Source organism: Chromobacterium indicum, from assembly GCF_039708975.1.
Lineage (GTDB): Bacteria > Pseudomonadota > Gammaproteobacteria > Burkholderiales > Chromobacteriaceae > Chromobacterium > Chromobacterium piscinae.
Genome location: NZ_JAYFSJ010000029.1, coordinates 1 through 12,202, shown reverse-complemented (window position 1 = coordinate 12,202; position 12,202 = coordinate 1). Strand labels below are relative to the sequence as shown.

The 12,202-nt window shown below is 62.7% G+C and carries 11 protein-coding genes; 7 read left to right on the top strand and 4 right to left on the bottom strand.

Annotated elements, in window-relative coordinates:
• Window positions 1-15: 15 nt before the first annotated feature.
• From tssE to tssJ, 4 genes are read right to left on the bottom strand one after another with little or no spacing between them, the layout of a single operon-like run.
• Window positions 16-495 (bottom strand): type VI secretion system baseplate subunit TssE, encoded by a 480-nt coding sequence (tssE, locus tag VA599_RS23950; RefSeq protein ID WP_346790984.1) that lies wholly within the window; start codon window positions 493-495, stop codon window positions 16-18.
• Window positions 492-1,193: a type IVB secretion system protein IcmH/DotU gene (gene icmH, locus VA599_RS23945; RefSeq protein ID WP_346790982.1), complete on the bottom strand. Its 702-nt coding sequence runs from the start codon at window positions 1,191-1,193 to the stop codon at window positions 492-494. The genes tssE and icmH overlap by 4 nt, the downstream gene beginning before the upstream one ends.
• Window positions 1,194-1,200: 7 nt before the next feature.
• On the bottom strand, window positions 1,201-2,547 hold the full coding sequence (gene tssK, locus VA599_RS23940; protein WP_021475339.1) for a type VI secretion system baseplate subunit TssK: 1,347 nt from the start codon (window positions 2,545-2,547) through the stop codon (window positions 1,201-1,203).
• Window positions 2,548-2,594: 47 nt separating this feature from the next.
• On the bottom strand, window positions 2,595-3,155 hold the full coding sequence (tssJ, locus tag VA599_RS23935) for a type VI secretion system lipoprotein TssJ (protein WP_021475340.1): 561 nt from the start codon (window positions 3,153-3,155) through the stop codon (window positions 2,595-2,597).
• Between the two features lie 137 nt (window positions 3,156-3,292).
• On the opposite strand from tssJ, the gene VA599_RS23930 reads away from it, so the two are divergent.
• From VA599_RS23930 to VA599_RS23900, 7 genes are all read left to right on the top strand, one after another.
• Window positions 3,293-4,150 carry a M15 family metallopeptidase gene (locus tag VA599_RS23930; protein ID WP_346790980.1) on the top strand — a complete coding sequence of 286 codons (858 nt, stop codon included), beginning with the start codon at window positions 3,293-3,295 and terminating at the stop codon, window positions 4,148-4,150.
• Window positions 4,151-4,211: 61 nt separating this feature from the next.
• Window positions 4,212-7,967 (top strand): type VI secretion system membrane subunit TssM, encoded by a 3,756-nt coding sequence (gene tssM, locus VA599_RS23925; RefSeq protein WP_234004504.1) that lies wholly within the window; start codon window positions 4,212-4,214, stop codon window positions 7,965-7,967.
• A gap of 16 nt (window positions 7,968-7,983) precedes the next feature.
• Window positions 7,984-9,000 (top strand): type VI secretion system-associated protein TagF, encoded by a 1,017-nt coding sequence (tagF, locus tag VA599_RS23920; RefSeq protein WP_104948052.1) that lies wholly within the window; start codon window positions 7,984-7,986, stop codon window positions 8,998-9,000.
• 34 nt (window positions 9,001-9,034) lie between these two features.
• Window positions 9,035-9,541 (top strand): type VI secretion system contractile sheath small subunit, encoded by a 507-nt coding sequence (tssB, locus tag VA599_RS23915; protein ID WP_021475344.1) that lies wholly within the window; start codon window positions 9,035-9,037, stop codon window positions 9,539-9,541.
• Entirely contained in the window at window positions 9,538-11,016 is a 1,479-nt protein-coding gene (tssC, locus tag VA599_RS23910) for a type VI secretion system contractile sheath large subunit (protein WP_021475345.1), read from the top strand. Before tssB ends, tssC begins: the two co-directional genes overlap by 4 nt.
• Window positions 11,017-11,085: 69 nt before the next feature.
• Window positions 11,086-11,583: an Hcp family type VI secretion system effector gene (locus VA599_RS23905; RefSeq protein ID WP_021475346.1), complete on the top strand. Its 498-nt coding sequence runs from the start codon at window positions 11,086-11,088 to the stop codon at window positions 11,581-11,583.
• Window positions 11,584-11,656: 73 nt separating this feature from the next.
• Window positions 11,657-12,094, top strand: coding sequence for an OmpA family protein (locus VA599_RS23900; protein WP_021475347.1), 438 nt, complete (start codon window positions 11,657-11,659; stop codon window positions 12,092-12,094).
• The last annotated feature ends 108 nt before the right edge of the window (window positions 12,095-12,202 follow it).

The following is a 12,202-nucleotide window of genomic DNA, read 5'->3' as shown; positions in this document are numbered from 1 at the left end:
TCCCAATCAGGGCGTTTAGCCCTGTACCTTGTAAACGTTGGAGGAAAGTTGCAGCGTAGCGTCGAAGGTGACCGGCGGGCGGTGCGGATGAACTTTGAGCACGGCGTCGACGCGGAAGCGCAGGTGGCGCTCCATTTCGCGTGGGGCATCCAGGTTGACGCGCACGCGCGACAGCCGTGGCTCATGCAGTTCGATCGAGCGGCGCAGTTGCTCGCGCAGCAGCTCGCGGTCGTCCGGGTTCAGCAGGCTGATGCCGGACAGGTCTGGGATGCCAAAGGTGAGCAGGCTTTCGCGCGCCTGGGGGAAGGACTCCATCAACTCGTCCAGCGGCATCAGCCGGGTATTGAGCAGTGCTTCCAGGTCGCGAGCCAGCGCCCGTTTGAACTGGGAAAGTTCAAACAGGCTGATCGACTCAATGTGGCTCTGGCCCGGCTCGTCATCCAGCAGCCGATCCAGCACCGAAGGCAGGATCTGGGCGTGGCGGGCGACGCTCATAGACCGAATAGGGATGAAGCTTGGCGGGCAAGCATCCAGCGGAGGCCGACGAAGATGCCGGCGCCGACGATGGCCAGCAGCGCGAAGTACAGCCACAGCGGCAATTCGTGGCGAACGAAGGCCTGGAAACGCTGCGGCAACTGCCAGTTGGGGGCGAAGTCGGCCTTGCCGCCGCGCACCTGCTGGATTTCCTGGCCCAGTTTGTGGGTCAGGTAGCCCAGCTTTTCCTGGCCTTCCAGCAGGTACTTGCCCTGGAAGCCCAGCAGCAGGCAGGTGTAGAACACTTCCAGCGGCTCGATGTTCTCGGCCGGGCTGTTGCGCAGCTGTTCCAGGCGGTTGAAGAAGCCTTCGCCGGCCAGGTGCTCGCCGAACAGGCGCAGCTGCAGCGGCATGCGTTCCCACTCGTCGCGCAGCGCGAAATCGGAGGACAGGATGATCTCGTCCATCAGCGCGCAGAATGCGTATTTTGCATGGCTGATGGCGTTGTTGTCCTTGCTGAAGTTGCGCGCGTTGCGCTCGAACTGGCCGAGGAAGTGATCGACGCGGCGGTTGAACTCCACCGCGCTGCTCGGCGGGTTGCCTTCTTTCAGCAGGAACAGCAGGTAGATGCCATCTTCCAGCATCTCGCGCATGGACGGCGCCGCGGGGGCGGAGACGGCGATGGCGCGTTCAGGGGTTTGGGTGCTTGCTTGGTTCATGGTGTGCTCAGCGGAAGACCGCGATCAGTTCTATCGAAATATTGGCCAGGGTTTGCGGGATATAGATACAGACGCTGCGCGATTGCAGCATGCGGCTGTAGATCTCGCTGCCGGGTTCCAGCGCGAAGTAGTGGTTGCCTACACGCACCGGAATGGCGGACGGCGTTTGCGCCGAGTGAGCCAGGCTGACGCCGCGCATCGCCGAGTTGAGGATGCGCTCCACGTCGTCCGGCGCGCCTATCTTCAGCTTGAGCGGAACGTTGTCGATGATGTGGCTGGCCGGTTGATCGCTCTGCACCGATAGATAGAAGTCCACGTTTTCCAGCAGACGGTCGCTTTCCAGGCGGCCGATATGGAAGGACGGTCGCGGCGAGTGCAGCGGGATGACCTTGTAGCGCGCGGAAACCACGGTTTCCAGCAGCTCGCGGATCTGCAGGTCCAGCGGCGGGAACACTTCATGCAACTTGTCGTGGCGATAGCCCGGGATATCGGACAGGGTGTACAGCGTGGTGAAGGTCTGCAGCTCGCCGCAGAACTCGGACAGCGCCATGTACAGCTCTTCCGGATGCAGCGGCTGGCATTGCGACAGATGGCGCAGGCGCGCGAAATTGCGGTTGACCGTGTGCAGCAGCCAGAAGGAGCTGATGTCGGCTGAGCCGAACTCCATCACGCTCTTGGCGCGCTCGCGGTGGGCGCCGGCCAGCGACTGGCTCTTCACCAGCAGGATGTCCAGCAGGCGGCGCAACATCTGCATCAGCTCGGTGGACCCCTCGATGGCCAAGAGCGGCGGCAGGAATTCTCGACCCACGCCCCATTGGCCGGTGGCGTCCTTTTCCAGCTGGCACAGCGGGATGGAGTCGTAGCCGTCGCGGTTTTCCTCTTCCAGCATCAGCTTGACGTCCAGCTGCAGCGTGGACAGGTCGGCGGCCAGCGCCTGGGTGTACAGATCGGATACCTCGCGATGGTCGCTGTGGAAGCGGGTGGGGCGGGCGCTGGCCTCGCCGTTGCGGGTGTTGCCGCCATAAGGCTGCAACTGGGCCAGACAGGCGTACAGCGTGGTCTTCACGCCGGCCTGCGGCATCGAGGCCAGATCGCGGCTCAGCGGCAGCGGGGTGTGGGCGGGCGCCTGGAGCAGCGTGCCGTCGCGAAACAGCAGCGTCAGCTCGTCCACGCGAACGAGGCCGCCCTTCAGCGCGGCTTCGTCCAGCGCCAGCCGCTGAACGCCCCAGGCGTGGCGGTGGGTCAGCTGTAGCAGGCTGGCTTGGGCCTGTTCCTGGAACAGCGCGTGTTGCTGGAAATGCTGCGGGCGAAGGAACATGCCTTCGCCCCATAGGATTCTTTGTGCTTGAAGCATTACAGCTTGAACCTCGGCATGGGTTGGTCGCGGCGGGGCCGCGTTGTTTAGTTGCGGGAAGCCGGGCACTCGACCGCGCCGCTCTTGGGCTGGTCGGGCAGCTGCAGGGCTTCGGGCTTGATCGCCTGCAGATAACAATCGGCGACCTTGAATTTCAGGTCTTTGCTGCGCACGCGATTGGCGTCATATAACAAGCGCCAGAATTGCAGGTTGGGCTGTCTGAAATATCCAATCACGCCGACGAAATTAGCGCCCTCATCGATCGAGATATCCATTTCCTGTTTACTGCCGGGAACGAATAACAGCTCCTTGCGAGATAATACGGAAGAGCCAAGCATATTCTCGATTGGTTTACCACTGGCCAAAAGGTCAGGTGTGAGTAATTTGAATTCCTGATCGGATTTCAACTGATAAACCTGAACCACGACGGATAGCGACTTCCCGTGTTTGTCGCGGTTCAACATCTGGCTGGCTTCGGTGCTGAGCGTGATATTCTTTGGGCCTCCGCAGCCGCCGAGCAGCGGCAGCGCCAAGGCTGCGAGGATCATGCAAGTTTTTTGCCAGTGCTTAGTGAAGTCCATATAATCCACACCCAAATAGTGGTTCATTCTACAGAATTTGCCGGTGAGGAGTCAGAGAAACCCTGTCTGGTTTTGAAAGGGTGCTTGACTTCTTTGCAAATCAAATCAAGCATATCGCGTATTTTGTCGGTTCATCAATCGTTTGTTTTTTATAAAAAATTCCAATGATGTTTTTCGTGCCGCTGATTGTGGCCGGTATCGTTCTTCTATTGCTGTGGCTCGGCTGGCGCTTTTTTCTCGGCGGAGCGCAGCTCCAGGTGGAGCGGGCGACAATCGCAACCCCAATAGATCTGGCGTGCGAGCCGGCAGACATTCCGGTCGTCGAAACGCTCCCTTCGCGTCCGCTTTCTGGAAGCGGACGCGTGCTCGCCTGGCTGAAAAACCGTCCGTTGGGGATGCTGTTGCCGCTGCTGACTCTGCCGCTGGTGGCGGCAGTTGTGGCAATAACGTTGCACTTTGGCGGCTATCACAAGGATCCGCAATTCGTGCCCGGCGAATACGCGCACGGCAACCAGATCCGCCAAGCGCTGCTGGAGGAGAAGCTGGTGCCGCCGCCTCCGCTGCCGCCCAGCGCTTTCGTCGACGCGGTGGCGGAAAAGCCGCAGCTGGCGCTGGATAAGGCGGATCGTGACTGGAGCCGGATGGATCCCGCTTTTGTGCAGGATGTGCTGAGGGTGATGGAAAGAATGAAGGCGCGGGGGTTCCCCATGGTGTTGCTTGAGGGATATCGCAGCGCCGAGCGTCAGAACAAGTTGGCTGGCGGCAGCACCAAGGTGACGCAGGCCAAGGGTGGTGAAAGCAAGCATCAGTACGGGCTGGCGGCTGATCTGGCGCCGGTGCGCAGCGGCAAAGTGGTGATCTCCGAGCGGGATCCGTGGGCGATGCAGGCTTACAACGCGTTGGGCGGAGAGGCTCAGGCGGCTGGGCTGACCTGGGGCGGCGTGTGGAGTTTCCGCGATTACGGCCACATCGAACGCGCCGGTTCCTTGCGCGCACTGTTGGCGCAGCGCAACAAAAAATGATTTCAGCTTCTAAGGGAAGGTAAATTCGGTGTTACACAAAGGTTGGCTACGGAATGCCAAGGTGGCGTCTGCCATCGGATTCTTGATCCTGATCGCGCTGATCTGGTGGCTGGGCCCCTGGCTGGGCCTGAAATCTGTCGAGGCGCGGCTGGGCTGGATCGTGGCAGTGATGATTGTATGGGTGCTGGCGCTGCTGATAGGCCAGGCGCTTGGCCGCCGCGCCAGCGGCATGCTGGAAGGCATGCTGCGGCGGCAGGCCGACGACGCGGTGATCAACGCCAGCGCCGACAAGCGCGCGGAAGTGACGCTGCTGCGGCAGCGCCTGCTGGGCGCGATCGATACGCTGAAGAAATCCAATCTGGGCAGCGCCCGCGGCAGCGCGGCGCTGTATGAGCTGCCCTGGTACATGATCATTGGTCATCCGGCGGCGGGCAAGAGTTCCGCCATCTTGCAATCCGGTCTGAGTTTCCCATTCAGCGACAAGAGCGGCATCCAGGGCGTGGGCGGCACCCGCAACTGCGATTGGTTCTTCTCCACCGAGGGCGTCTTGCTGGATACCGCCGGCCGTTACGCGACCGAGAGCGAGGATCGCACCGAATGGCTGGCCTTCCTCAGGCTGCTGAAGAAGCACCGCGCCAAGGCGCCGGTCAACGGCATCATGGTGGCGATCAGCCTGCCTGAGCTGGCGCAGCACAATAGCGAGGGCTTCGTACTCTACGCGCGCCAAGTGCGCGAGCGCATCCACGAGGTATGCAACACCTTCGGCCTGATGGTGCCCATCTATCTGGTGTTCACCAAGCTGGACCTGCTGGGTGGTTTCGCCCAGTTCTTCCATGACGCAGGGGAAGAGGAGCGCTCCCGCGTCTGGGGCGCGACGCTGTCCGCCGACCAAGGTACCGGCTTCGACGCAGGCTCCGTCGTGGGCCAGCAGTTCGAGCAGCTGTACCGCGGCCTGGTGCAGATGGGCGAGGAGAAGCTGGTCGGCGCGCGCGGCGACGCGGTGAAATCCGCTCACTTCGCTTTCCCGATCGAATTCCACGGCCTGCAGGAAGCGGTGGTGAAGTTCGTCCGCCTGTTGTTCGAGGAGGATCCGTATCATTCCCGCCCGCTGCTGCGCGGCTTCTACTTCACCAGCGCGCTGCAGGAAGGCGTGCCGCGCATCGTGACCGCCGGCCGCGTGCAAGGCCAGTTCGATCTGTCTTCCGCCGGGATGGACAAGCATCAGGCGCCGGCCTCGTACAGCTACTTCCTGCGCGGCCTGTTCCGCGAAGTGCTGTTCCCTGACCAACACTTGATCTTCCAGCAGACCAAGCCCAGCGGCAGCCGCTGGCGTCTGGCCGGCATGGCAGCCGGCCTGGTGACGCTGGCCGCGGTGGCGGGCGCGTGGACCTGGTCCTTCGTCGGCAACCAGCAGATGATCGCCCAGGTGAACGCCGAGCGCGTCCAGGCGCAAAAGCTGGCCGCGTCCGGCCAGTTGTACGATCGCCTGAACGGCCTGCTGATCCTGCAGCGCCGATTGGAGGAACTGCAGACGTATCGCCGCAACGGCGAGCCGTGGCAGATCGGCCTGGGCCTGTATCAAGGCGAAGAGCTGGAGCGCAATCTGCGCAAAGCTTATTTCGCCGGTTTGAAAGACGTGATGCTGCGTCCGGTGCAGAAGAATCTGGAAACCACGCTGGCCGCGTTGAAGCCGGGCGCGGTGCAGCCGGTGGCGGTGACCCAACCGCCCAAGCTGGAACCCAAGCCCGAGGCGAAGCCCGCTCCCGCGCCGAAACCAGCCAAGCCGTACCGGCCGCGTCCCAAGCACGGTCTGCCCAACATCCAGCTGGGCGCGCTGGAAATGCCGCAGCGGGCGACCACCGGCAAGCTCGATGCCTCCGCGCCGGCGGCGGGCGAGGCCGCAGCGGAAAGCGGCCAGCCGCAAAAGTCGCAAAAGCTAGATGTCGCCTACAACGCGCTGAAAACCTATCTGATGCTGCATGACCGCCGCCGGATGGAGGACGCGCATCTGGCCGACCAGCTGCCGCGTTACTGGCGTCCGTGGCTGGAAAGCCAGCGCGGCGAGTATCCGGTCAGCGAGGTGATGGGCCAGGCCGAAAAACTGGTGGCTTTCTACGTCAGCCAGATCAAGGAGCCGGATCTGCCGCTGATCGACAACGACGTCAAAGTCGTCGCCGACGCCCGCGACGTGCTGCGCGGCTCGTTCAAGCAGCTGTCCGCCCAGGAGCGCGTGTTCAACGAGATCAAGGCGCGCGCCAACACCCGCTTCGCGCCGCTGACCGTGGCCCGAATCCTGGACAACCGCGATATGGACATCATGGCCAGCAGCCAGATGGTGGAGGGCGCCTACACCCGCGAGGCGTGGAACACCTATGTGCGCGCAGCCATCGACGAGGCCAGCAAGGGCACGATACGCAGCGACGACTGGGTGCTGGCTTCCAGCACGCAGGACGATCTGGGCAAGGATGGCGACGTGGAGAAAAACCGCGCCGCGCTGGAGGCGTTGTACCGTTCCCAGTACATCGCCGCCTGGCATAAGTTCCTGGCCGGCGTAGTGGTGCGCGACATCGCCAATCCTGCGCAATCGGCGTCGGCGATGACCCGTCTGGCCGACAAGCAGAATTCGCCGATCAAGCTGATTCTGGCGCGCGCGGCCCAGGAAACCTCCTGGGACAACCCGTCGGAGCTGAACCGCTCGCTGGAAACCGCCAAGCGCTCGGTGCTGGAGAAGACCACCGAGTTCTTCAAGAGCGGCGACACGCAGGCCGCGGGCAAGAACGAGAAGCAGTATGGCGTGGTGGGCGCGCATTTCGCCGGCGTGGCGATGCTGGTCAAGGGCGACAACTCGCCGATCAACAGCTACCTGGATCAGCTGGCCAAGCTGAAGGTGAAGATGGCCGCCATCGCCACCACCGACGAACCCGGCCCGCAGGCCCGCACCGCGTTGCAGTCCACGCTGAACGGCTCCGGTTCCGAATTGGGCGACACGCTGTCCTATGTCGACAATACCCTGCTCAACGGCGCGACATCCGACACGGTGGAGATGGTTCGCCCGATGCTGGTGCGTCCGTTGTCGCAGTCGTACAGCGCGCTGCTGGGCCCGGTGGCGCAGGACATCAACCAGGCCTGGGCCAACGAGGTCTTGCCGCAATGGCGGCAGTTGGCTAGCAAGTATCCGTTCAGCGACTCCAACAGCAGCGCGTCGGTGGCTGACATCAGCCGTTTCGTCAAAGCCAATGACGGCACGCTGGACAAGTTCATCAACAAGTACCTGACCGGTCTGGTGCAGAAAAAGGGCGACGAGCTGGTGCCGCGCGCCTGGGGCAATCAGGGCGTGCGCTTCAACCCGCAGTTTCTCAGCGGCGTCAGCAGCCTGATGGCCTTGGCCAACACCCAGCTGCAGGACGGCGAGAACAGCCGCTTCGAGCTGCAGCCGCTGCCGACGCCGGGCCTGTCCGAGATCGTGCTCAGCATCGACGGCCAGGAGCTGCGCTACCGCAACGGTCCGCAGCAATGGCAGCCGTTCAACTGGCCGGGCACCAACGGCGAGGGCGCGCGCATCCAGGTGGTCAACTACGCGGGCTCCAGCACCGTGGTGGGCAACCAGTCCGGCCGCATGGGCCTGATGCGCCTGCTGGCCGGCTCCAAGGTCAGCCAGGAAGGCGACGGTTCCGCCCAGCTGACCTGGACGCTGCCCAAGGGCAGCGGCGCCGAGGGGCAGACCGTTCGTTTCAATTTCCGCATGCTGGGCGGCGTCAATCCGCTGCAGTTGAACCGCCTGTACAAACTGACGTTGCCCGAGCGCGTGACGTTGTAATGGAGAGATGAACGGCATGCCGCTCAATTTCAAGCGCACCCAGGAGGTGCCACCGCAGTTCTGCATTTTCGGCAAATTGCCGCGGCGCGCCGACTTCGTGCGCGTCAACGCCACCCACCCGGCGGCGATGCAATTGGACCAACTGCTGGCGCAGAGCCTGCAGCGGCTGGAGTTCACCGAGGAGGCCACGCGCGACTACCTGGCCATGCCGCCGACCTCCTTCGTGCTGCAAAGCCGCGACCACAACTGGCTGTCGCTGGGCGTGATCCAGCCCAGCCGCGACGAGGGCGGCCGCAACTACCCGTTGGTGGCGGCCTCGCTGGTGGCGGTCGACCCGGCGCTGCCGTCCACCGCCATCCTGCTGCTGGCCAATGAGTTGTTCTTCACCGGTCTGAAGGAGCAGCTGTCCAGCGCCATTGAGAACTCGGTGGAAATGCTGGCCTGCAAGCAGTTTCTGGAGGAGCAGCTGCGTTTCGGCGCCTCGTCGGTGGCCGATATCGATCTGGCGCAGCAGCTGCTGGAGAAGCATTTGTCGATGACGGCCGCCGACTCTTTGTCGCGCAGCCTGAGCGCGGCTGGCCGCGGCGATCTGGAGTCGGTGCTGCTGGCCTTCGTATTCCATCACCGGCTGTTGAAGAAATTCCGCGACAGCCTGCCGGTGCAGGCCTATGCGCTGCCCTTGCCGGCGGTGGAGGGCGACAATGTGCTGGCCGCGGTCACCTGGCTGGCGTTGTACCACGCCGCCACCGACAACGGCGCGGCGCTGGAGCAATGCCTGATCGTGCGCCGTCCGGAAGGCCACTTCCTAGTGCTGTTGCCGGCGGGTTTGAACGAGCAGATCGCCAGCCAGTGCTGGGGCGCGCCGCTCGATTCCAAGCACGTGGTGGATATCGACGACGTGAAGGCGCCATGGCGCAATCATCAGTCCTACGCCGAAGCGGCCTATGTGCTGGGGCGGCAATTGAACGATCCGGGCCTGTCTTTAGCACAGTTGCGAACCGTTCTATCCAGTCTCGCGCGCAATATTGCGTAGCTTAGTTTTGAACCTTTTTGAATAGAGAAGAGCCATGGGCAAGGAAAGCACTCAGAAAAAACTGTCGAGGGTCCGTCCGCCTCGCGTGCAGATCACCTATGACGTCGAGATCGGCGACGCGATCGAAACCAAGGAACTGCCGTTCGTGCTGGGCGTGCTGGGCGATTACTCCGGCCACAGCAAGGAGCCGCTGCCGAAGATGAAGGAGCGCAAGTTCGTTCAGGTCGACCGCGACAACTTCGACGAGGTGCTGAAGGGCATGGCGCCTCGCCTGGCGATGAAGGTGGACAACGCGCTGAAGGATGACGGCACCCAGCTGGGCGTGGAGCTGAATTTCGAAAACCTGTCCGACTTCGAGCCGCAAAACGTGGTGCGCCAGATCGATCCGCTGAACCAGCTGCTGGAGGCCCGCACCCGCCTGGCCGACCTGCGCAACAAGCTGGCCGGCAACGACAAGCTGGAAGAGCTGCTGGACGAAGTGGTGCGCGATACCGAGAAGCTGCGCCAGATCGGCGGCAAGAAAGAAGGAGGCGAGCAGTGAGCGCGGAATTGCAACAACAGGCGGCGCCGGCCGCGGCTGACGGCGTCAGCCTGCTCGACAGCATCATCGAGCAGAGCCGCATCGCCACCAACGACAGCGAAAAGAGCCACACCCGCGATCTGATCGGCGAACTGGTCGATCAGGTGCTGCAAGGTAGCGTCACCGTTTCGCGCGACCTGTCCGCCAGCATCGACGCCCGCATCGCCGAAATCGACAAGCTGATCTCCGACCAGCTGAACAACGTGATGCACCACGCCGAGTTCCAGAAGCTGGAAGCCTCCTGGCGCGGCCTGAACTACCTGGTGATGCAGTCCGAGACCAGCACCCAGCTGAAGATCAAGGTGCTGAACGCGTCCAAGAAGGATCTGGTCAAGGACTTCAAGGCGGCAGCCGAGTTCGACCAGAGCGCGCTGTTCAAGAAGATCTACGAGGAAGAGTACGGCACCTTCGGCGGCGCGCCTTACGCCGCGCTGGTGGGCGACTACGAATTCACCCGCCATCCGGAAGACTTCTATCTGCTGGACGAGCTGTCGCACGTGGCCGCCTCCGCCCACGCGCCGCTGATCTCGTCGGCCGATCCGGGCCTGTTCGGCTTGGAGAGCTTCTCCGATATCGGCAAGCCGCGCGATCTGGCCAAGATCTTCGACACCGTCGAGTATGCGAAGTGGAAATCCTTCCGCGAGTCGGAAGATTCCCGCTACGTCGGTCTGGTGCTGCCGCATGTGTTGGGCCGACTGCCGTATGGCCGCGACAATGTGCCGGTGGAGGCATTCGACTTCGAAGAGAACGTCGACGGCAGCAACCACGACAAGTACCTGTGGACCAACGCCGCTTACGCCTACGCCGCGCGTCTGACCGACGCCTTCGCCCAGTTCGGCTGGCTGGCGGCCATCCGCGGCGTGGAAGGCGGCGGCCTGGTGGAAGGCCTGCCGGCCCACACCTTCAAGACCGACGACGGCGAAGTGGCGCTGAAGTGCCCGACCGAAGTGGCGATCACCGACCGCACCGAGAAGCTGCTGTCGGACCTCGGCTTCATCTCGCTGGTGCACTGCAAGAACACCGACTACGCCGCCTTCTTCGGCGGCCAGTCGGCGCAAAAGGCCAAGACTTACAACACCGATTCGGCCAACGCCAACGCGCGCCTGTCGACGCAGCTGCCGTACATCTTCGCGGTATCCCGCATCGCGCATTACATGAAGTCCATCATGCGCGACAAGATCGGCAGCTTCGCCTCGCGCCAGAACGTGCAGGACTACCTGAACACCTGGCTGGCCCAGTACGTGCTGCTGGACGATTCCGCCAGCCAGGAGGCCAAGGCCAAGTACCCGCTGCGCGAAGCGCGCGTCGACGTGGTGGAAGTGCCGGGCAAACCGGGCGTTTACCGCGCCGCCGCCTTCCTGCGTCCCCATTTCCAGCTCGACGAGCTGACGATTTCTTTGCGTCTGGTGGCAGAGCTGCCGCAACCGGCTGGCTAACGCGGCGCATTGATTATTTGGGGGAGTCCCGCCCCCATTTTTTTGAACCTTGTTTAAGGAGAAGTACAGATGGCTTTTGATGCATTTCTGAAAATCGATGGCATTCCTGGTGAGAGCGGCGACGATAAGCACAAAGACTGGATCGAAATCCAATCGTTCAGCCACAAGCTGGAACAACCGGCTCAGGCTTCCGCCAGCACCGCCGGCGGCGCTACCGCCGAACGCGTGAACCACGGCGTGTACGAAATCACCCACTTCCTGGACAAAGCTAGCCCGAAGATCTACGAAGCTTGCTGCACCGGCAAGCACATCAAAGAGATCACCATCGAGCTGTGCCGCGCGGGTGGCGACAAGGTGAAGTACATGGAAATCAAGATGGAACAAGTCCTGATCTCCAAGGTTGAGCCGCATGGTTCCGCCACCGACAGCGGCTTCCCGGGCGAGAAGGTTAGCTTCAGCTACGGCAAGATCAAGTGGACCTACACCCAGCAGAAGCGCGCCGACGGCGCCGGTGGCGGCAATGTCAGCGCCGGTTGGGACCTGACCGCGAACAAAGTCATCGCCTAATTCCAGCAATGGAATCCAGACCCGCCCGGCCCCGGGCGGGTTTTTAAGTTTTTTTCACTTGGGGAAAGTCGCTATGAAACGTTTGTTGATCGCCGTGGTTGTCGCCTTGTCTTGCGCTGCCTGCAAAACGGCGCCGACCAAGGAGCAGGTGGAGGCCAGCAAGGCCGTCGCCGCCGCCAATGATGCCAAGGCGCAGATTGCCAAGCAGGCTGCCGCCAACTACGCGGCCGACGCTACCCTGGTGCCGTTTGAAAAGATGGACGCCAAGCTCAATCCGGTGGGCGAGGCTCAGCTGGACCTGTTGCTGCCCAAACTGAAGACCGCCAAATCCGTTCTGATCCGCGGTCATTGCTATCGCCGCGATATCGGCAACGCCAAAGCCGCGTCCCAGACCCGCGCCGCCAATGTGCGCGAATACCTGGTGAACGCCGGCGTGCCGTCCAGCAGGATCACGCTGCGTTACGACACCGAGCGCCCGGTGCATGGTGTGCGCCTGGTCGTCAGCGACTGATAGATGTTGTGAAACTGCCGCCCCGTTGCCGCATCTCCGCCGATATCGGCGTGAGTTCCACGGAGCGGCATCAAAGAATTCAGATACAACGATAACGGATAGATTGCG